The following is a 20,587-nucleotide window of genomic DNA, read 5'->3' on the forward strand; positions in this document are numbered from 1 at the left end:
AATATACATTTGTATTTTTATTCAACTAAGGTTTTGATCTCTCTTGGTTTTCTAGCAGAATTACATGATTTATCTCATTCTTTCTATACTTTCATAATTTGTTTTCATCAATCTCCTTTTGCTAAAACAAGTCTGCAAAATACATAACACATCATAATTTAAAAACTTGGAGAACCTGACATGTTGAACTTATTTACAGGAAAAATCAGCGGTGTACTCAGCCTGACTTTACAAGGGATCAGTAAAGCGGTTGGACTGGTTTTAAATACTGTTTTGGATACTGTAGACAGCGTTTTAGAGACCGTGAGTAGCTTAACAGCCCCCTTAACGGATGCACTGACTGAGCTTCCACTCATTGGGGGGGACCATCGAAAAAGTACTGGCAGTTGAAAATCAGTTGATCGGCACTTTAGGCGATGGCTTACATGCGGTAGCCGATCAACTAGCGACAGGTGATCTTCTCGGCGGTGTACAGACCGCTCTCAATGGCATAACTGGTGTGGTCGGTCAAACTGTGACTGAAGTTGCAGGTTTGGTTGATCATCTCAGTGGGGGGCTGCACCAATCACAGACGCACTTTCTGACCTGCCATTGCTGGGCGGTCTATTGGATGCAGTAGGCGAAACTACAGGCAATTTAACAGGCTTGTTGGCTGAAACGGGCGGCTATGTAGCCAGTATTGATCCTACCGAATTATTAACAGCTGTCCTGAATGCTCCTTTAACAAGTGTAGGTGGTGTCGTGCAAGATGTTTCAGGCACTTTAGATGCCTTACTGGATGACATTGCACCGATTACATCGATTGCCACTGAACTTCCTGTGGTCGGTGATCTTGTTCAAGTGGTCGGTGAAAGTACCACAGTCCTCAATCATGGCTTGTACGATGTCGGTAGCTTACTTCAGTCCGTAAACAGCGATTTATTACAAACAACCGCTTATATTTAATGACTCAAAACGCGAATACACAGCGCATTTTTATAGATCAAGAATAAAATCCAATCCTTTATTCGCACTAGCCTGACCTATGTCAGGCTTTTTTAATTCATCAATTCTGATATTAGCATTTAGTGAATAGCCGTTTATTTGATAAGATTAGGCACAAATTCATTCTTAATTTGATTGAGCAAGGAGCGAAAGCATGCTGATCATCCCTGCAATTGACCTGAAAGATGGCAAATGTGTCCGTTTAAAACAAGGTCGTATGGAAGACGATACCGTATTTTCTGACGATCCAGTGGCAACTGCACAGCATTGGGTAAATGAAGGCGCGCGTCGCTTACATTTGGTAGATTTAAACGGTGCTTTCGCTGGTACACCGATTCATAAGCCTGTGGTTGAAGCGATTGCTAAAGCACAGCCTGAATTGCCAATTCAAATTGGTGGTGGTATCCGCTCTCTTGAAACCATTGAACACTACCTTGATGCAGGCGTATCGTTTGTCATCATTGGTACAAAAGCGGTAAAAGAGCCTGAATTTGTTGAAGAAGCGTGCAAAAAATTTGCAGGCCATATCATTGTTGGTATCGATGCCATGAACGGCATGGTGGCAACAGATGGTTGGGCAAATGTCACAGACGTGAAAGCTACTGATTTGGCAAAACGCTTTGCAGATGCTGGCGTATCAAGCATTGTCTACACCGACATCGCACGTGATGGCATGATGCAAGGTGTGAACGTTGAACAAACCGTTAACCTTGCAACGTATTCAGGCTTACCTGTTATTGCATCGGGTGGCGTGACCAACCTTGACGACGTGCGTAACTTAAAAGGCCAACCGGGTATTTTAGGTGCGATTACCGGTCGTGCAATTTATGAAGGCACATTGAACCTTCGTGAAGCTCAATTACTGCTTGATCAACAAAGCTTGTAATTTTCCCGAGCAGAAAAGAGGTCTTCGGGCCTCTTTTTTTATTTCTCCTCTTCAAACAATCAAATACACATGTCAACCGTCCAATCTGCTTGGAAAGCCAAGTTTCCGCAGCTCGCACTCATCCTGATTACCATGATTTGGGGCGCCAGTTTTATCACCGTGCAATACGGTTTAAATTTTAGCAGTCCAGTGCTGTTTGTCGGTCTACGTTTTGCCGCAGCTACACTGGCTGTGAGTCTGTTATCGCTCAAATATCTTAGACACTTTTCTCAATATGATGTCATTGCGGGCGCAAGTATCGGCACGGTGATTGCGATCGGCTATGCGACGCAAACAATCGGCCTGCAAAGCATCAGCAGCAGTGAATCGGCTTTTTTAACAGCGCTGTATGTACCGCTGGTGCCGATTTTTATGTGGCTGTGTTTTCGGCATAAACCGCATGTGATGACATGGCTAGGTGTGTGTTTGGCTTTTGTTGGTTTGGTCTTTTTAACTGGTAATGGTTTTGGCGCCATTCAGCTCAACTTTGGACAAATCATTACGCTGCTCGGGTCGATTGCCATTGCCTTTGAAATTATCTTGATCAGTTATTTTGCACCCCGCGTCAATCTGCGCAGAGTGACGGTTCTACAGTTGGCATTTGCCTCTCTGTTCTGTTTCTGCTTCGCTCCACTGGTGGGTGAAACCACTTTGCCAACATTTGAATGGCCATTAATCGCTGTACTCTGCGGATTGGGGCTGGCCAGCGCCGTAATTCAACTGGTGATGAACTGGGCGCAGCGCATGGTCGATTCTGCACAGGCAGCAATCATCTATGCAGGTGAACCGGTTTGGGCCGCTATCATTGGGCGGCTTGCAGGTGAACGCTTAACACCGCTCGCTCTCATTGGCGGACTGTGTGTTGTTCTGGGTGTGATTGTGAGTGAATGGCGGCCGAAATGGTTAAAGAAACGCTAATTTCAGCTTCCTCTCTTAAATCAAAAAAGCGGCCCATACAGCCGCTTTTTTGATGCCAAGATTTTTATGCCAAAAAGTTCTGAACTCGCATTAGTCATACATCGGTCTGTTGTCATTGACACGGATTAAACCTTTAATCGCGCGATACACAATCCATAACCAAGACAGTCCGATCACCGTGACGCAGAAGGTACTCGCTCCCAGTGCCACACCCGCAAAGGCATTGGCATTATTGCCAGTAAAGAACAGAAAAATAAAAGGCACGAAAGCAATGATATTCCAAATGAGATACCACCAAAACGTACGGATCTGCCAAGTAAAATGGCTTTCAAAAATCGTACCACGCACATCACTGCGTTTGACGTAATTGATAATCAGCGCGAGGACCGCAAGCAAGCCGGCAGAAAAAATCGCCACAATATAAAGAATATACAAAATAATCGTGAGCAGGCGGTTTGGATCTTTATCAATAGAATAATTCATTTCGCTCTCCGTCATGATGATTTTGCGGATCGTTCCACCCTAAATATGTAGGATATTAAATGGTGAAATTAGCCATAAAATCAGTAATATGTTAAAGGCTATAGTACAGAAATATATTTTTCGAAACGGTTCTTTTTGTGTTTTATGCCGCAAACGTTGCTGAGCCAGCCATGCCGCTGGCCACCCACCTAAAAAAGACAAAAGATGCAGTGTATTTTCTGGCACGCGTCGATTCCCCATTTGCGCAGCTTCTTTATCCTGCGCATAGAACCAATAGGTCAGGACATTGATAATACTCACAAAAAGCAGCACCATGCCACTGAGTAAACCCGCCACAGACAAGCCCGCCAAGGCGAGGATATACATAATGCACAAGATTTGCATCGGCTCTGCCTGACGCGGCATCTGCACCACATTTTTTTTATTGGGACGTTGTGCAGCTTTGGTTTGTGAGGCTTTTAAATAATGCACTTGCTGCGCACGAAAGCGTCCGCGTTCGTCTAAGATCACAGCATAATCCAACGCGCAGCCCACGATTGGTCGTGGGCCGGGACGGGAAAAGTCTTTAATGTGCAAAAATACGCGATCTTTGGTGCTATCGTTCGGTTGAATGAAGCCGTAGCCCTTATCATCAAACCATTCTACTAAGCGTCCTTGATCACGCATGCTTTTCCCTCTCGTTGTTTTTAAAATTTATGCTGTGACGAATTTTAATCGTTCAATCAGCATATTACGCATTTCAGCAGGGTTTTTCTGCAAAATATCATCACCTGTACGGCCTTCTGCCGCATTTTTCTGTGCCACCTGTAAACGCATCATCCAGAAACGACCTGCAGCCATTGCCAAATATAACTCTAGACATGATTTTTCATCTGCGGTTAATGGGCGCACGCTTTCATAGGCATTTAAAAAGGCAATGGCTTTGTCTTCATTCAAATGCACATCCGGATATTCAGTACAAAAGTCATTTAAAGTAATAGCAATATCAAACAAGAGTTCGTCTTTATTTAACTCATAAAAGTCTAAAATGCCGTTGAGTTGATCGCCTTCAAATAGAGTATTGTCACGGAACAGATCAGAATGAATAAAACCGGTAGGACGGTCTGGATACATCGCCGTTAAGATGTCATATAAGCCCAACAGATTGTTAAGTAACGTGGTATCTGCTTCATTTAATATTGGACGAATATCACGTGAAACTTGTAACCAATAAGCATGATCACGATATTCTGCACGTTCCAAAGGGAAATCTTGTAAAGCCACATGCATTTTCGCTTGGGCTACAGCAATCGCTTCTGCTTGCGCTAAGCTCGCAGGCATGGGATGTTGACCTTGCATGCGTGGCGCAATCTGTGCAGGTTTATCCTTTAAGCTATGAATCGCTTTACCCGAATGATTCAGCGGTACAGGCACAGCTAGACCAGCCTGCCCCAAATGTTCAAGTACAGGGACCAGTTCCCCTGCACCTTGCTCGTCCATCTCTTCAAAAACAGTTAATACATACTGCGTGCCATTTTCGCAAACAATAAAATAGTTGGTATTTTGAATACCGCCTTGAATCGGAATCAGGTCAATCACCTCCAGTCCATAAGGTGCTGCAAAATCCTGAACTTCCTTTAAAGTCAAAGTGGTATAAACCGACATAGAAAACCTGCGAAAAAACTTACATATTTTTGATAGAATAACCGCTCCGACTACTAAGGTGTAGCATCTAAGTCGCGAAGTTTCATAATCGGCTGTTATTTTTGGAAAAAATTATGCTTGCTAAACGTATTATTCCTTGCCTCGACGTGGACAACGGTCGTGTAGTGAAAGGTGTTCAATTTCTTGATATTCGTGATGCAGGCGATCCAGTTGAAGTTGCACGCCGTTATAACGAACAAGGTGCGGACGAAATTACCTTCTTAGACATTACCGCAACCTCAAATGGTCGTGATACCACTTACCGTACGGTAGAGCGTATGGCTGAGTCTGTATTTGTGCCATTAACAGTCGGTGGTGGCGTGCGTAAAGTAGAAGATATCCGCCTGTTATTAAATGCGGGTGCGGACAAAGTTTCGATTAACTCTGCGGCTATTTATAACCCTGAATTTGTACAAGAAGCCTCTCAGCGTTTTGGCGCACAGTGTATTGTGGTTGCTATTGATGCAAAAAAAACTGGCGACAATAAATGGGAAATTTTCACCCACGGTGGTCGTAAAGAAACCGGTATCGATGCCATCGAATGGGCAGTAAAAATGGCGGACTTCGGTGCAGGTGAATTACTCATCACCTCGATGGATGCTGACGGAACCAAAGCCGGTTATGACCTTGAACTGATGCGTAACATCAATGACCGTGTGACCATTCCAACCATTGCTTCTGGTGGTGTCGGTAATCTCCAACATTTGGCCGATGGCATTTTAAAAGGTGGCGCAGATGCGGTGCTTGCAGCCTCTATTTTCCACTTTGGTCAACACACCATTCCTGAAGCGAAAAAATATCTTGCAGAACAAGGCATTGAAATGCGTCTTTAATTGATTCGTTTTCAATGAGGATTGAAAAAGAGCGATGATTCGCTCTTTTTTTGCTTTGGTGTTTTTGATGCAACGCCATGGAGTTGTAGCAGCGAATCGTCAATTTAATTCATCCACTATAGACATAAAAAAAGGAGCCTTGTCGGCTCCTATAAACCAAGAAAAACTACAGCACTTGGTCTGATACTTAAAACAAATGAAAAAATATACATAGCAACTTCATCAATCAACTCGTCGTGTACAAGCCTTTTGATGATTTAAATATAGGGCATTTGCACTGCATTTGATTGACAGTAGATTCATAATTTGTTGACAAATTGCGACAACTCAATTGGGTAGAAAAGCTTGTTGTCACAACGTACAACGCTTTCACATTAGACCGTTTCAAGAAGTGCAACTGGCTTTTCACGCTCAGCGACCCACTTTGCAGGAAATACCCGATTGACCCAGTGTGACAATGGTTTCGCAATCGCTGTCGGTAGTAACACACCCAATGGGTTCTGTTCCTGTAATTTTGCCGAGGAGATCACTCGAGTCCCTAAAATATAATCAAACCACGGCTTAGTCACACACCAATTGGCATCCTGATTTGAGTTCATATGGTGGTCATAGTGCCATGGAATCTTTTTCATCGCCCACTCTGGCTCAAGATGTGCGCGACGATGGATATAATAATAATTCCCTGCGCAATACAGCACAGACAAACTCATTCCTTTGGAAATGGGATAAAACAGCGGGACAAATACCGCTGAAACTGCCACCAGTGACAATATTTCATTTTTCGTGCGCCAGTTCTGTACACCTTCAACATAGCCATGATCATGAAAATCTGTTTTTCGAACTTCACGATGATGTTCCCAATGTGATTTCATGCTTTTCGGTACTGGACTAAAACGTGGCTTGCCTGACCGATGTGTCCCATGCAAAACATATTTATGCGCGACCCATTCAAAGGCATTGGCGACGACCAACCCTGCAATAAAACCTTTTAACATGACCAATATCTCCTTTTCTTAGCTCCACTATAGGTAATGAAGAGGGCTAGATATTGACCGTTTTTTTTAATATTATTGACAAAACACGACAAAATTTAGAATTAAAAAAATATGCAACAACTCAAGGACTATACAGGATCGGTCTATGGAGGACTGGGCCATTTGCTCTATGCTTATCACCAAGCTCAAGGCATTGCTATTCCTGAAAAACTGAATAAAGTTCAAAACTTAGAACGTTTTGATTATGCCGTTTGGCGTGATTTATTGATGGATTTAGATCAAAAGATCCAAAAGCCAGCGCTGGGTTTAGAAATTGCAGAACATGTGCAACCCAAACATATTGGCATCATTGCGTATATTGCCCTGTCCTGTGAAAACTTAGGCGAAGCGCTGCTCCGCTACCATGATTTTCATCGCTTAATCTTCGATGGTAGTCCATTGCTGATTGATATTCAAAATGATTTTTTCTCGATCGGTTGGAATGATTTACCCATGAATATGGCCAATCAATTGACCGATGAAATTGCGATTGCCTTAATGCTGCAGTTTCTAAAATTATTCATGCGTTTTGAAGATATCAATTTACACGAAGTGCATTTTCATAATCCTGCACCGAAAAATGTCGCTCAGTATGAACAATATTTTCGCTGTAAAGTTCGATTTTCCCAAGAAAAGTCGAAGGTTATTATTCCCATTCAAGAACTGTCTCGCCCCTTTTCCCAAGGCGATCAGACCTTACAAAAACTGTTAATGCAACAGGCACAGTCTTTATTGGAAAAGCTGCCGAATACCACGCAAATCGACCAACGCTTACAGCAAGCCATCTTAATGGGTTTACAAAAAAATCAGTTCCAAATTGAACATGTCGCTACTCAACTGAATCTGTCCGTCCGACAATTACAACGCCATTTACAACAACAAGGCAGCACCTATCAGCAACGTATGCAGGAGGTCCGCTGCATGATGGCAGAAGAATTTTTAAGAGACCCGCATTTAAGTTTGCAGGAAATTGCTCTACTGCTGGGTTATTCAGAACAGAGTGCGTTTCAACGCGCTTTTAAACAATGGCGAAACTTGACCCCACAGCAATGGCGCTTATCGCAAATTGAAGCAGTAAGTTAAAAATGTGACACAGTTATCATTTTATATATTGTGATTTTCAGCAAAATCCATTAAATCTATGCATATTCGATAAATGAATAAATATTTAGCAGAACTGATCGGTACATTTTGGCTGGTCTTTGGTGGTTGTGGTAGTGCGGTCTTGGCTGCGGCCTTTCCTGAACTTGGCATTGGCTTCGCTGGCGTGGCACTGGCCTTCGGTTTAACCGTATTAACGGCTGCTTATGCGCTGGGTCATATCTCAGGGGGACATTTTAACCCTGCCGTGAGTATCGGCTTGTGGGCCGGTGGTCGTTTTGAAGCGAAAGAACTAGCACCCTATATTATTTCTCAATTGCTGGGTGCAACCCTCGCCGCATTTATTCTATTCATCATTGTACAAGGTCAGGCCGGATTTACCGGTGTCGGCGGTTTTGCCACCAATGGCTATGGTGAGTTATCTCCGGGCAAATACTCTATGCTCTCAGCGTTAGTTATTGAAATTGTGCTGACGGCTGGCTTTCTGATTGTGATCATGGGAGCAACAGATAAACGTGCACCTGCCGGATTTGCCCCAATTGCAATCGGTCTTGCGCTTACATTGATCCATCTCATCAGCATTCCCGTCACCAATACTTCGGTCAACCCAGCGCGTAGTATGGGTGTGGCATTCTTTGCTGAAACTGCTGCGCTTTCACAAGTTTGGCTATTTTGGGTAGCCCCTATCATTGGCGCGGTGATTGGTGCTGTCATCTATAAACTGATGGCAAAAGACGCATAAATAGAAGAAGACACCATAAAAAAAGCTCACAATCTGTGAGCTTTTTTTTCATTCATCCCGAATTGAGCATTGCTTCCTTCGACGGTCGATGACACAGCATTAAAGAAATGGATTTTCCACTTCGTTGTCTTCACCGCCCTGCACTATTTTTTCAGCTAAGTTGGTTTCTGCCTCAAGTGTGGTCACCACATCATTGAAAAATGCCTGTAAAGCTTTCGCTGCAGCTAATCCAGCTTGGTCTTTCGTCACCTGTAGGTTGCCATAAATATTAATTCGATCTTGACCATTTTCTAGTGTTAAGTCATGAATTGCATGCGACGCTGTGTCATTTTCAAATGCTTTGAACATGATAGATATCCTTCTTTTTTGTTGTAGTGATGCAGCAATAGAAATACGTGAAAAAGATTTCAACTGCAAGCAATGATCTTCTTCATCACTCACAGTTCAGCGCTATTATCTGCTCGATTATTTCAAAATCTGTAGCAGATATTGCAGAATTTCTTCAATCAATTGTTTGACCAAGGCATCTTGATTGTTGTCATTTCCACTGCTTGCCGTAGTTGTCTCACCCACAGAACCACCACTCGATTTAAAGTCTTTTTGCAAACTTAAAATCTTGTCTTCTGCGACATCTGCAGCACACTGGCTTTCAGCATCCCAATGCAAATAAGCAATGTCTTGATTTGCTTTGACTTGGGTGGCTTTGAGTGGCAAACGGTAGGTATTGCGCTTTTGGTCTTCAGTTAATTCTGGAAAGAAATTAATTCCAGTCAGTTCTTCTAGCGCACAAATACTCATGACTTTGACTGTCGGTGCCGTATCACGCAAGGTATTGTCCGCATAGTACACGCCTGCAACACCTTTTTTCGGCAAATAGATCGCCTTATAAGTAGCGGTCGGCACGATGACCCCTTGCCCGATGGTTTTTAATTTTTTCGCACTATATACCGGCCCCGTTACCACATAGACATCTTGCTTTTGTTTGGTCACTATCGCCCGTGTGGCTTCTTCTAACTCACGCCACACTTGCTGATTATTTTTTGGAGCTTGCGGCACCATATTGGCCAAAGAAAAACTATCTAACTGCGCAGCTTTATTGGGCATATCGGCATTTGGCGCCATGTGTCCACGGTCATAGCCTGAAGATTTATAGTCTGACAGCAAAGCCCGATATTCAGACGGCACGCGAGTCTCTTCATGAAAGTTATCTTCACGCGGAATTTTTTGACTCAGGCGTGCGGGGGTTAATGCTTCTGCAACCCAAAGCGGTGTCTTGGATATCCCTGAATACATGACATTAAAGCCATTAAAACACAGTGGAAAACTGTTTTTATGTAGGCTTTCACGGACCAAATAAGGTGGCACTTCACGATAAAATTGGTCCAAACAGGCGCTATTTGAAGTGCTGCTCATAGAAACAAGTTGTTGAATTTTTTCTTGCCCGAAAGCAATAGCAAAGCTTCCTGTTGCCACCAGACCCAACAGCACTTTTATGCCATTTTGCCCAAATAACTGTGAAAGTGGATTTGCTGAATTGCGTTTCTTTTTGACCATGACTTACAACAATGACTTCTAAAAGGACTATTTTTCCGCAGCTTAGCAAGGGTGCATATTTTAGTACACTTTTCTTTTTTAATTTGCTTAACAATCACACAAATATTGTTTAACAAAGCAGCAGTTGATGTAACTTTATGTCGCAGTTGTGCAGTTCTTTATAGGAGGTCATGAAGCAGTTGCGTATGTTTCATTGAATTCGCCTCAAGAATTATGACAAGGTAAAAATACGAAAAATTGCGATAAAAATATACGGAGTGATTATGCATTCTAAAATTTTAGGTTTAGGTTTAATTTCAGGTTTAATGAGCGCAGCAGCATTTGCAGAGCCGCCGATTCAACCCGGTGATACATTAGAAAGCTTATCTAAAGTCAAAATTGTGACCACCGTGAATGGTCAACCTGGTTCCATTCAGGACTTAGTTTCAAGTGGCCAAGTTCAATTGGTTGAAGCTCCTGCCGGACAAGTCAATGCCGCTGCAACAGAACAGCCCTTAAACCCTGAACAGGCTCAGGCAAACCAAATCGATCCGAATGCCCCTGCAGTCCCTGCAAATGCTGAACAAGCCGTGACTGAAGCGGAAAATGCACTCGCAAATGAACAACAAAGTGTAGCTGCTGCACCTACAGAGCAGTCCGTTCCAACTGAACAAACAGCAGTGGCCAATACACCTGAAGCCGCGGTAACTGAAGCACCTGTGGAAACAGCACAGCAAGCACCTGAAGCCGTATCAGCGGATAACAACGCTGCACCCGTCATTGCCTCTTCTGCAGAAGCGCCAGTGAATGCCGATAGCGCATCGGCTGCATTGCCTGAAGCTCCTCAAGCACAACAAGATGCTTTTATGGCAGCACCTGAGACTCAAAGTGTAAATCCTGCAGATGCATCAATTCAAGCCAACCCAGAAGCACCTGTTGCTGACGAAGCCATCCAAGCTGCGCCTGAAGCCTCTGCAGATGTAGACGCGACAATCAACTAATCAGCGTATTTTCAAGGATCAAATAACGCAACATCTTCATTCTGTTGTTTTGCTCGCATACTCCTCCCAGGAAAAAGCAACAGAATGATCTCTATGTCTTTGGACTAAAAAGTTTAATTATTACAGATAAAAAAAAGCCAGAATTGATCTGGCTTTTTCGTGTCTAACTTTTAAATCTATGCCTAAAAGTTCAATCTACGTCTTAAATTTCAATCTGACTGCCCAACTCAACCACACGGTTGGTTGGAATTTGATAAAAATCGCTGACTGGACTGGTATTTCGCTGCATAGAGATAAACAGCTTTTCTCGCCAAGGTGCCATGCCTTCACCCAAGGTATGAATAATACGGTCTCTGGAAATAAAGAAACTGATTTGCATTAAATCAAATTCAAATCCCAATTCACGATACGCATGCTCCAAAGCGGCAGGAATATTCGGCTGATCTTTAAACCCATAAAACATCGTGATTCGATAGAATCGATCATCTAGTTTTTCCGTGATCACCCGCTCATTTTCGGGTACAAATGGCACATCTCGGGTGTTGACCGTAACCATAATATTGCGTTCATGCAGAACTTTGTTGTGCTTAATATTATGCAACATGGCATGAGGCACGATCTCAGGCGTTCCTGTCAAGAATACGGCATCACCTGGAACAAACTTGGTTTCACTACCCATGCTAACACTGCGAATAAACAGGTCAATAGGCAAAGCATCTTTACCGAGCCGATTGAGCACCAATGCCCGTCCATCTTTCCACGTCATTAAAATCGTAAACAATACCGCACCAATCAGGATTGGAACCCAACCGCCCGCTGCGATTTTTAATGATGTCGATGCAACAAAAATCAAATCAATCAATAAAAATGGAACTGCAAAAATCGCCACTTTCCAAACCGGCCAACGCCATAAACCATAAGCTAAAACTGAGATCAAAATCGTACCGCAGAGCATGGTCATGGTCACAGCTACGCCGTACGCACTGGCCAAATTCGCACTGTTTTCAAACAGCAAGATCAAGATCAGCACCGAGATAAACAATGCCCAGTTAATAAATGGTAAATAAATCTGACCACGTTCAACTTCAGAGGTATGTTTCACTGTCAAACGCGGCAAGTAACGCAATTGAATCGCCTGATTGACCATGGAGAATACCCCTGTGATCACCGCTTGAGAGGCAATCACCGCGGCCGCAGTTGCCAAAGCAATCATTGGATACAATGCCCATTCAGGAATCAGCATATAGAATGGATTGGCTAGAGCTTCAGGATTACGCAGTAGCAAAGCACCTTGACCCGCATAGTTCAACAGCAAGCACGGCATCACCACAATAAACCATGCCAAGCGGATTGGGAGTCGGCCAAAATGCCCCATATCGGCATAGATTGCCTCACCACCCGTCATCGTCAAGATAACCGCACCCATAGTCAAAAATGCAACATAAGGCTGCTGAACCACAAAATTGAAGGCCCAATGTGGACTGATCATGGTCAATACAAATGGCGTTTGCGAAATACTCCATAGTCCAAAACCACCAATGGATAAAAACCACATGAGCGTTAAAGGCCCAAAGAATTTACCCATCGTGCCTGTGCCATGGCGTTGCACTAAAAATAGCCCCGCTAAAATACCGATCGATAAGGGTTGCAGCCATTGGTTAAACATCGGCGTCGCAATACTTAAGCCTTCAATCGCGGATAACACAGAGATTGCGGGGGTAATGATCCCATCACCAAAGAACAAAGATGCCCCAATAAAGCCAAGGGCAATCAGGTAGATTTTTTTGTTTTCGGCAATTCGTGTGGTTCGTAGATTCAAGGCCAACAGCGACATAATACCGCCCTCGCCATTGTTATCTGCGCGCATGATGATGCTGACGTATTTAAAACTAATCGTCAGCATGATGCACCAGAAAATCAGGGACAGAATACCCAGCACAGACGCTTCGCTAATCGCCAAGTGTGCTGTGAGGAAACATTGGCGCAGCGCATATAATGGGCTCGTCCCAATGTCTCCGAATACTACGCCCAAAGCTGCCAAGGTGATGGCAGGCAATGCGGCTTTTTGTGCAGTACTTTGCATATAATTGTCTTCAATTTAGACAGGATTTTTGCGAATCATAGCACCGCTCAAGATGTTTTTGTCTAATTCAATTGTTTCTCTTGGCAGAATATATTTTTTTCGCTATTATCCACCGCGCAAAAGGTGAAGTGTCCGAGTGGCTGAAGGAGCACGCCTGGAAAGTGTGTAAACGTTTATAGCGTTTCGAGGGTTCGAATCCCTCTTTCACCGCCAGAATAAACTGCTATACCAAGCAGAATGAAGGTCTAAATTGATAAAATTTAGGCCTTTTTTAATTTTATTGTTCTCAATATTAAATATTCCCCTAATTGATCTTCTATTTGTTTAGCTCAATAGCTTCACAGTATTTGAGTCCTGATTGATGGATTTAAATCACACGTTTTTTCCTAATGCACGACTTATGGATTTTTTATTGGCAGTAAGAAAGACACGTTTATTTACAAATACAAATTTTATATTCTAAAGACAATTACTTAAGCCTATGCTAAAAATAAATCATCCTCTCAATATAGGTGCTATTCAAAAAATTATTCATTAATTTAAACATCATAGAACTGAAACGCGATTGCGGTACTTTTAACTTGATCAACGAAAAACTTAAAAAACACATTTCATATATCACTGCTATTCGGGAGAGAACATGAATAACAGCCAGAATTATGTTAAGCAGATCAAGAACGCCAAACGTGGTGGCTATACCCCAACCCTTGCCAAAGACATCAATAAACATAAAATTCAAAAAGCACAGCGTCTGATTGACGAATGGCGAAAGCTCGCGAATGAACTCCGCCCCCAAATGCAACTGGAGATGGCATATACACTTGAAGAATGCGCACAGGATCTAGACCAAATTTTAAGAATGAAATAGCACTCAACGCTCACCCATCCTATTTTTTCGCCCACATCTTGTGGGCGAAACATTACCTATTTTTATTTCTCTGGTTTTTAGAGCCAAACATCGGTCGAATGCTGAATAAATCAAACGTATAAATTACATTCGATTTGCTGTTTTTTTAACTTGCACCACTTCAAAAAATCTGTAGAATGCATTCCACAACGCCGGCATAGCTCAGTTGGTAGAGCAACTGACTTGTAATCAGTAGGTCCACAGTTCGAATCCGTGTGCCGGCACCATTTCTTAGCCGCGCTTTTTAGTGAGGCTTTGATGTTTTTAAAGCCTCTTTTTTATGGCTTCCTCGCGCTAATCTGCACATAACGAATCAGCCCGTCTCGATACAACTTCTCACACAATTTTGCCGTCATCTTGATTTTGAATTGATCCACATGACTCAGGCTCATCTGACGTTGTTGTTCTTGAATATAATCGGCAAAACCCTGAAATACGAATTCGCTGATATCTTCAATCTGGATATTTTCGAAACCTGCCTGTTGCACTTGGTGTTGTAAATTTTGCTTTGAATTTAAATTTTTCAAATTCACATCTGCTGCTTTCAACAGACTTTGATATTTCAATCGTTGCACTGAATTTAAATTCAAAAACGCATCGGACAACATCAAATAGTGAAAAGCAAAGCGTCCCTTTGAATTCAAAACATCAACGACTGATGAAAGCAATGAATTCAACTCACTATGATACGCAGCATCAATACACAGTACGGCATCCATACAGTTTTGTGGATAAATATTTTTTAAATTCAAAAATGAATCTTGTTGTATTTTGATTTTTGAATTTAAATTTTTTTGGATTTTTTCCACACATGCGGTTTGCAATTCGACTGCGGATAAGTTTTGAATTTGAAAATGTTCCATCCAAAAAACCAAGCTCGCGCCCTGCCCACAACCAAGGTCTAAAACACGATCTGTAGATTTTAATTGAATGGATTCGGCAAGATGGAAAGCGAGTTTTTGACAGGCTGCAGGATAGGATGATTTTGCATCATTCCAATAGCCCAAATTGCTCCAAGCAAGCTCCGCATCATCTCCGAGTAGTCGACTGTTAATCGCATATTTATGGCTAGGGACGTACTGACGAATTGCTTGAAGCCATTTCATGTTAGTAACCGAGTTGAGGGGCAACCTCCACTTTAGGTTTTAAACCCACAAACGGCAATGGCGCACCAAAAATTTCTGCAATATGCATAGCAGACGTTACCGCAGACTCTAAAATCGGCAGACCATCGCAAGACCATGAGCCACAAAAGAAGACTTTACGCTCAGGGGATAAATGTCGTTGCTGTAACTCTTTATTCAGCGCCACCGTATGTGAATCCACCACTGCGCGTGTCAAACTGACCGAAGAGATCACTTTTTTAGGATCAATCGGTGTCACTGGCTGCCAAGTTTGGAACACTGGAGTTTTACCCACCAAGCTCGGCTCGATTGAGTTAAGCCACACGGTAAATTGCTGACGAGTAAATTTACGATCCATCATATAACTTAGTACAGACCAATCTTTGCGCTTCGGCGGCATCACCGTTTGATCAGTGTGGATCACCAACTGACCTTGCTCAAATTTAAATTTCTTTAAGAGCTCAATATCGTCAGCAAACTGAGTAGAATCTAAAAATTCTTCCGTTTTGGTGGTTGGTGTCGCAACAACCACGCGATCGAATAGATGATGTGCACCGGCCTCAGTTTCCACCAAGACTTTATCGTCTTGCTCGAGCACTTTGGTAATTGCCGTACCACTTTGAATATTTAAACCTTCAATCAGTTTATCAACCAACGCAGGTGTACCACCTTGGATACGCAACAAGGCATCACCATTGGTCAATTGACGCAAGAAAATCAACAGCGGTTTCGCAGGCCATTCGCCAATCGTTTTCGGGTTACAAGTGCAAATGGTATACAACACAGGCATGACTGCACCATGCCAAAATACTTCTTCAATTTCATTTTTATTAATGAATTCAGCAAGCGTAATGTCCTGATTTTTTGATTTAAAAAATCGAGTGATCGCGGCTTTGAGTTGCAACATTCCTTTGACTAAACGCCAGCCATATTGTTGTAAGCCTTTACGATTATTAATAATTGGGAAATTACCAATACGGCTACGACTGGTGGTCAACCACGTTTCTGTACGATCTTCAAATAGCCAACTGCATGCCATATAGGTACGGACTGGGAAGGTTTTAATCCCTAAATGGGTCGCCAAACTTAAGGTATTTTTCCAAAGGTGTGGATTCATCACACGCAAAGGGGCATCGATCAAGCCGCCTTCAAACTCAGTGCTGTGGCTATCCATACCACGACCAGGCAGAGCTTCGAAAATTGTAATGTTATGCCCTGCGTCTTTAAGAATTCTTGCGGTAGCCAGCCCAGCCATGCCACTACCGATGACTGCAATTTCCAATTTTCTTTTCCATCTATAAAACACAGTTTAAAAGTATGACTGATCAGAAGTTAAAAATAGCTATTAAAAAATACCAGATTCGCACTTTTTGTATGGATTTCAGTACAGCCGTTTTTAAGTTAAATTTACAAATATTTACAGTCAAAAAGCACACAATTTAAGCTTTGTTTTTTAAACATATTTTTCTTTAAAATTTTAATTACTCTATAAAACCAAACAATTAAATTAACCATTTTTATAACTTTCGGTTTACTTTAAAGCCAAGTCTCGCTAAGATGCGCCACATAAGAAAGTGATAAATTCATCACAATTTATAAAAAGTAAAATGATATTTAAATCATGACGACTATAAATACTACAGCGCTCAATAAAAAAGCCTCTGACTGTTCAGAGGCTTTTTTTTCGGCTATTTCAACGGCATGAATTTCACTTAAGCCTCATGCGCTAGCGCAATTTCACCAAATTTTCCGTTATTGAAATCATCAAAGGCTTGAATAATTTCAGCTTTGCTATTCATCACAAATGGGCCATAACCTTGAATCGGCTCATTTAGTGGCTCACCGCTAAGTAACAGAAATTGTGTGTCCTGCAACGCTTGTAGCTGAATGGCGATATCATCTTTGGCAAACATGACCATCGAACTGTCTTGAACTTTATGGCTTTCATTCACCACAACCTCACCCTTCAAGACCACCAAAATGGTGTTATGCCCTTCAGGTACATGTAAGGTGGTTTCATATTGAGCTTTCAATTCACCATCCCAGACATTCACTGGACTAAAGGTTTGTGCAGGCCCAAGGTGACCACCCATTTCACCAGCAATCACCCGAATATGCCCTGCACCTTCATCCATGTCTATGCGAGGAATATCTTGGCGTGTGATCGCTTGATAACGAGGCTGGGTCATTTTGTCTTTTGCCGGTAAATTCACCCACAATTGAACCATTTCAAAAAGACCACCTGCTTGAGCAAATTCAGGCGAATGAAATTCTTCATGCACCAGACCCGACCCTGCGGTCATCCATTGCACATCGCCTGTTTGAATTGTGCCGCCACCACCACTTGAGTCCTTATGAGTCACTTCACCGCTGTAGGCGATAGTCACCGTTTCAAAACCACGATGTGGATGTGAACCTACACCATGCCGTGCAGTGGTGGGATCGAACTGATAAGGTGCCGCATAATCCAAAAGCAAAAATGGGCTAATCGCCTGACCTAGACGATCATAGGAAAATAAGCTTTTGACTGGAAAACCATCGCCCACCCAGTGCATTTGCTGATTACGATAAACACCAATTACTTTTTTCATTTCTTAGCTCCTATATTCATACGATAGGATGAACATAGCGCTTATTTTAAGCTTTGAAATACTTGATGGCCATCATCCAGATAGCATTCTATATCTCAAATTTAGAACAATACTCAGACATACAATCTGCACCTCACTCAAAACCAAGCATTAATTCAGAAATTCTAAGCTTTAAGTCATATATAACGATGAATTATCCCAATTTTATGATTGAGCTTCTCATTTAAACCCATTTCATTGTCTCATTTTTACAACTATTCTAAATCTAGTTAACACGCAGATTTCATCTGATCCTGCGTACTTGCAAACAGGAAAGAGGACAATAAAATGGGCAAACCTTACGTTCGTTTAGACAAAGATAATGCCGCGGTACTTTTAGTTGACCATCAAACAGGTCTACTTTCATTGGTTCGCGACATTGATCCAGATAAATTTAAAAATAATGTGCTCGCACTGGCTGCAGCCGCAAAATATTTTAATCTTCCAACGATTCTCACCACCAGTTTTGAACAAGGTCCAAACGGTCCATTGGTTCCAGAACTAAAAGAGATGTTCCCTGACGCACCTTATATTGCACGCCCAGGTCAAATTAATGCTTGGGACAATGAAGACTTTGTGAAAGCCGTCAAAGCAACAGGCAAAAAGCAATTGATTATTGCCGGTGTAGTGACTGAGGTTTGTGTTGCATTTCCAACCTTGTCTGCTTTAGAAGAAGACTTTGACGTCTTTGTGGTGACCGATGCTTCAGGTACATTCAACCATTTAACCCGTGACTCAGCTTGGCAACGTATGACGCAAGCGGGTGCGCAGCTTATGACGTGGTTTGGTACCGCGTGTGAATTACACCGCGACTGGCGTAATGATATTGAAGGTTTAGGTGCGCTTTTCGGCAACCATATACCGGACTACCGCAACCTAATCAACAGCTATACGCAAAATACTGAAAAGAAATAATCCTTCAGTAGTAAAAAGCGGCTTCGAGCCGCTTTTTTTATACCTGATGTATAAATTGACGTATGATGATTTGAATTGAAATAATTTTCACTGCATAAGGTGATCCATGCATTCATTTGATGATTATTACTACTTTTACTTGGTGGTGAAACATGGCGGTTTTAGCGCTGCAAGTGAAGCATCGAATATTACAAAATCAAAATTAAGCCGACGCATTTTAGATCTTGAAGCCAAATATAATGTCACCCTTATTCAGCGTTCTACCCGACACTTTAAGGTCACGACATTAGGCCAAGAATTGTATGAAGAATGCATAAAAGTAATCGAACAAGTTGAATGTGCGCATCAGGTGCTCCTGAAGCAAAAAAGTGAACTTGAAGGCTTGGTTAAAATTAGTTGTCCACCGGTCATGATGGAACATCAAATTCGCCCCTTGTTAAATCAATTTTTAAAAGATCATCCCAAAGTTCAGGTCGAACTTGAGCTGTCTAGCCGCCGTGTAGATGTCTTGCATGACGACATTGATTTAGCGATTCGTACCAATTTTAGTAAAAATGAAGACTCGAGCATTATTGTACGTGACGTGATTAAAACCGTGCATTGCTTAGTGATTAGTCCTGAACTTTTACAAGGACGCGAGTTAAAGCATATTTTCGAATTGACAGAATTTCCGAGTATCGTTTTGGGTACACAGAAAAACCGCTATCAATGGCATTTGCATCATACGGGACAGCAAGAGCAGATTGAAATTGCCTTACAACCTCGGATTAAAAGCAATGACTTAGCCGGTGCTTATTATGCGGTACTCGATGGTTTAGGCATCGCAGACTTACCGTATTTAACGGTACAAGCAGATATTGAGGCAGGTCGTTTAATTCACCTCTTCCCCGAATGGTGCTCAAATGTCGGTACGGTACAATTGGTATATGCTTCGCGCAAAGGTCAACGCCTAGTCATGGAAAGATTAATTGACTATTTAGTCGATGGAGTTCGTGGCTATGCTCCAGAACATGATGGCTATTTAGTTTAATGTTCTAGACCACAAAAAAAGCCAGAACTGAGTTCTGGCTTTTTTAAATCTACGGTTGGATCACCAAATTAGATTTTACCCACTAGGTCGATCGATGGTGCAAGCGTCGCTTCACCTTCTTTCCATTTTGCAGGACATACTTCACCTGGGTGTGCATGTACATATTGAGCAGCTTTTACTTTACGCATCAATTCAGAAGCATCACGACCAATACCACCTGCATTGATTTCAACGATTTGGATTTTACCTTCAGGGTCAATTACGAAAGTACCACGGTCAGCAAGACCATCCGCTTCAATTAAAACATCAAAGTTTTTCGCAAGTGTCCAAGTTGGATCGCCAACCATTGGGTATTCGATTTTCTTAATTTCTTCAGAAGAATCGTGCCAAGCTTTATGCGTAAAGTGTGTATCAGTAGATACTGAATAAATTTCTACGCCCATTTTTTTGAATTCAGCATAGTGATCAGCAAGATCGCCTAATTCTGTTGGACATACAAAAGTAAAGTCAGCAGGATAGAAAAACACCACAGACCATTTACCGTAGAAGTCTTTTTCTGAAACTTCAATAAATTGACCGTCTTGGTAAGCGGTAGCGTTAAATGGTTTTACTTCAGTATTAATTAAACTCATTTGATATTCCTCTAACTCATTTCAGGGAT

The 20,587-nt window shown here is 42.2% G+C and carries 23 protein-coding genes and 2 tRNA genes; 14 read left to right on the top strand and 11 right to left on the bottom strand.

The genetic code is table 11. The annotated features are described in order from the left end of the window. Window positions 1-180: 180 nt before the first annotated feature. The 5 genes from FTV37_RS17800 to FTV37_RS02960 all read left to right on the top strand — a co-directional run bounded on the left by FTV37_RS17800 (window position 181) and on the right by FTV37_RS02960 (window position 2,827). Window positions 181-390 carry a hypothetical protein gene (locus FTV37_RS17800; protein WP_257223153.1) on the top strand — a complete coding sequence of 70 codons (210 nt, stop codon included), beginning with the start codon at window positions 181-183 and terminating at the stop codon, window positions 388-390. Further along, window positions 356-619: a hypothetical protein gene (locus FTV37_RS17805; RefSeq protein WP_257224198.1), complete on the top strand. Its 264-nt coding sequence runs from the start codon at window positions 356-358 to the stop codon at window positions 617-619. The genes FTV37_RS17800 and FTV37_RS17805 overlap by 35 nt, the downstream gene beginning before the upstream one ends. After that, complete coding sequence (locus tag FTV37_RS17810; RefSeq protein ID WP_257223971.1) at window positions 607-945, top strand: hypothetical protein; 339 nt, start codon at window positions 607-609, stop codon at window positions 943-945. Before FTV37_RS17805 ends, FTV37_RS17810 begins: the two co-directional genes overlap by 13 nt. 193 nt (window positions 946-1,138) lie before the next feature. Then, entirely contained in the window at window positions 1,139-1,870 is a 732-nt protein-coding gene (gene hisA, locus FTV37_RS02955) for a 1-(5-phosphoribosyl)-5-[(5-phosphoribosylamino)methylideneamino]imidazole-4-carboxamide isomerase (RefSeq protein WP_078190493.1), read from the top strand. 69 nt (window positions 1,871-1,939) lie between these two features. Beyond that, window positions 1,940-2,827: a DMT family transporter gene (locus FTV37_RS02960; RefSeq protein WP_180063002.1), complete on the top strand. Its 888-nt coding sequence runs from the start codon at window positions 1,940-1,942 to the stop codon at window positions 2,825-2,827. 90 nt (window positions 2,828-2,917) lie between these two features. Here FTV37_RS02960 and FTV37_RS02965 read toward each other — a convergent pair whose 3' ends face one another. From FTV37_RS02965 to FTV37_RS02975, 3 genes are read right to left on the bottom strand one after another with little or no spacing between them, the layout of a single operon-like run. After that, window positions 2,918-3,310: a hypothetical protein gene (locus FTV37_RS02965; protein ID WP_078190495.1), complete on the bottom strand. Its 393-nt coding sequence runs from the start codon at window positions 3,308-3,310 to the stop codon at window positions 2,918-2,920. A 39-nt stretch (window positions 3,311-3,349) separates the two neighbouring features. Continuing rightward, a complete protein-coding gene (locus tag FTV37_RS02970; RefSeq protein WP_180025922.1) occupies window positions 3,350-3,976 on the bottom strand; it encodes a DUF1294 domain-containing protein in 627 nt (208 codons plus the stop codon). Between the two features lie 27 nt (window positions 3,977-4,003). After that, window positions 4,004-4,954, bottom strand: coding sequence for a homoserine kinase (locus FTV37_RS02975; RefSeq protein WP_180025921.1), 951 nt, complete (start codon window positions 4,952-4,954; stop codon window positions 4,004-4,006). 110 nt (window positions 4,955-5,064) lie between these two features. Between FTV37_RS02975 and hisF the strand changes: the two genes are divergently transcribed. After that, window positions 5,065-5,826, top strand: a complete 762-nt coding sequence (hisF, locus tag FTV37_RS02980; protein ID WP_306674445.1) for an imidazole glycerol phosphate synthase subunit HisF — start codon at window positions 5,065-5,067, stop codon at window positions 5,824-5,826. Window positions 5,827-6,200: 374 nt separating this feature from the next. On the opposite strand, the gene FTV37_RS02985 is transcribed toward hisF, so the two are convergent. Continuing rightward, a complete protein-coding gene (locus FTV37_RS02985) occupies window positions 6,201-6,821 on the bottom strand; it encodes a hypothetical protein (protein ID WP_180025920.1) in 621 nt (206 codons plus the stop codon). Between the two features lie 111 nt (window positions 6,822-6,932). Here FTV37_RS02985 and FTV37_RS02990 point away from each other — a divergent pair, with 111 nt between their 5' ends. Next, window positions 6,933-7,943 carry an AraC family transcriptional regulator gene (locus tag FTV37_RS02990; protein ID WP_168378986.1) on the top strand — a complete coding sequence of 337 codons (1,011 nt, stop codon included), beginning with the start codon at window positions 6,933-6,935 and terminating at the stop codon, window positions 7,941-7,943. A 73-nt stretch (window positions 7,944-8,016) separates the two neighbouring features. Then, window positions 8,017-8,703 carry an aquaporin Z gene (aqpZ, locus tag FTV37_RS02995; protein WP_180063003.1) on the top strand — a complete coding sequence of 229 codons (687 nt, stop codon included), beginning with the start codon at window positions 8,017-8,019 and terminating at the stop codon, window positions 8,701-8,703. Window positions 8,704-8,802: 99 nt separating this feature from the next. On the opposite strand, the gene FTV37_RS03000 is transcribed toward aqpZ, so the two are convergent. Together FTV37_RS03000 and FTV37_RS03005 are read right to left on the bottom strand one after the other, a co-directional pair. Next, window positions 8,803-9,051: a hypothetical protein gene (locus FTV37_RS03000; RefSeq protein ID WP_180063004.1), complete on the bottom strand. Its 249-nt coding sequence runs from the start codon at window positions 9,049-9,051 to the stop codon at window positions 8,803-8,805. A 117-nt stretch (window positions 9,052-9,168) separates the two neighbouring features. Continuing rightward, entirely contained in the window at window positions 9,169-10,257 is a 1,089-nt protein-coding gene (locus FTV37_RS03005) for a DNA/RNA non-specific endonuclease (RefSeq protein ID WP_180063005.1), read from the bottom strand. A 263-nt stretch (window positions 10,258-10,520) separates the two neighbouring features. On the opposite strand from FTV37_RS03005, the gene FTV37_RS03010 reads away from it, so the two are divergent. Then, a complete protein-coding gene (locus FTV37_RS03010) occupies window positions 10,521-11,237 on the top strand; it encodes a hypothetical protein (protein ID WP_180022375.1) in 717 nt (238 codons plus the stop codon). Window positions 11,238-11,439: 202 nt separating this feature from the next. On the opposite strand, the gene FTV37_RS03015 is transcribed toward FTV37_RS03010, so the two are convergent. Further along, entirely contained in the window at window positions 11,440-13,320 is a 1,881-nt protein-coding gene (locus FTV37_RS03015; protein ID WP_078193161.1) for a potassium transporter Kup, read from the bottom strand. 122 nt (window positions 13,321-13,442) lie between these two features. On the opposite strand from FTV37_RS03015, the gene FTV37_RS03020 reads away from it, so the two are divergent. The 3 genes from FTV37_RS03020 (at window position 13,443) to FTV37_RS03030 (ending at window position 14,454) form a co-directional block, all read left to right on the top strand. Continuing rightward, a tRNA-Ser gene (locus tag FTV37_RS03020) sits at window positions 13,443-13,533 on the top strand. Between the two features lie 427 nt (window positions 13,534-13,960). Next, window positions 13,961-14,188 (top strand): hypothetical protein, encoded by a 228-nt coding sequence (locus tag FTV37_RS03025; protein ID WP_078190515.1) that lies wholly within the window; start codon window positions 13,961-13,963, stop codon window positions 14,186-14,188. Window positions 14,189-14,378: 190 nt separating this feature from the next. Then, window positions 14,379-14,454: transfer RNA gene (locus FTV37_RS03030), tRNA-Thr, on the top strand. Window positions 14,455-14,505: 51 nt separating this feature from the next. Here the strand turns inward: FTV37_RS03030 and FTV37_RS03035 are convergent. From FTV37_RS03035 to FTV37_RS03045, 3 genes are all read right to left on the bottom strand, one after another. Beyond that, window positions 14,506-15,333, bottom strand: a complete 828-nt coding sequence (locus FTV37_RS03035; protein ID WP_180063006.1) for a cyclopropane-fatty-acyl-phospholipid synthase family protein — start codon at window positions 15,331-15,333, stop codon at window positions 14,506-14,508. A 1-nt stretch (window position 15,334) separates the two neighbouring features. Further along, window positions 15,335-16,633, bottom strand: a complete 1,299-nt coding sequence (locus FTV37_RS03040; RefSeq protein ID WP_180002759.1) for an FAD-dependent oxidoreductase — start codon at window positions 16,631-16,633, stop codon at window positions 15,335-15,337. 430 nt (window positions 16,634-17,063) lie between these two features. After that, window positions 17,064-17,942 (bottom strand): pirin family protein, encoded by an 879-nt coding sequence (locus tag FTV37_RS03045; RefSeq protein WP_180025915.1) that lies wholly within the window; start codon window positions 17,940-17,942, stop codon window positions 17,064-17,066. Between the two features lie 327 nt (window positions 17,943-18,269). Between FTV37_RS03045 and ycaC the strand changes: the two genes are divergently transcribed. Then, window positions 18,270-18,896 (top strand): isochorismate family cysteine hydrolase YcaC, encoded by a 627-nt coding sequence (gene ycaC / locus FTV37_RS03050; RefSeq protein WP_180022376.1) that lies wholly within the window; start codon window positions 18,270-18,272, stop codon window positions 18,894-18,896. 106 nt (window positions 18,897-19,002) lie between these two features. After that, entirely contained in the window at window positions 19,003-19,926 is a 924-nt protein-coding gene (locus tag FTV37_RS03055; protein WP_180054207.1) for a LysR substrate-binding domain-containing protein, read from the top strand. Window positions 19,927-19,994: 68 nt separating this feature from the next. Here FTV37_RS03055 and ahpC read toward each other — a convergent pair whose 3' ends face one another. Beyond that, window positions 19,995-20,558 (bottom strand): alkyl hydroperoxide reductase subunit C, encoded by a 564-nt coding sequence (gene ahpC, locus FTV37_RS03060; protein ID WP_078190520.1) that lies wholly within the window; start codon window positions 20,556-20,558, stop codon window positions 19,995-19,997. Window positions 20,559-20,587: the final 29 nt, after the last annotated feature.

The organism is Acinetobacter sp. YH16042, from assembly GCF_013417245.1.
Taxonomy (GTDB): Bacteria; Pseudomonadota; Gammaproteobacteria; order Pseudomonadales; family Moraxellaceae; genus Acinetobacter; species Acinetobacter amyesii.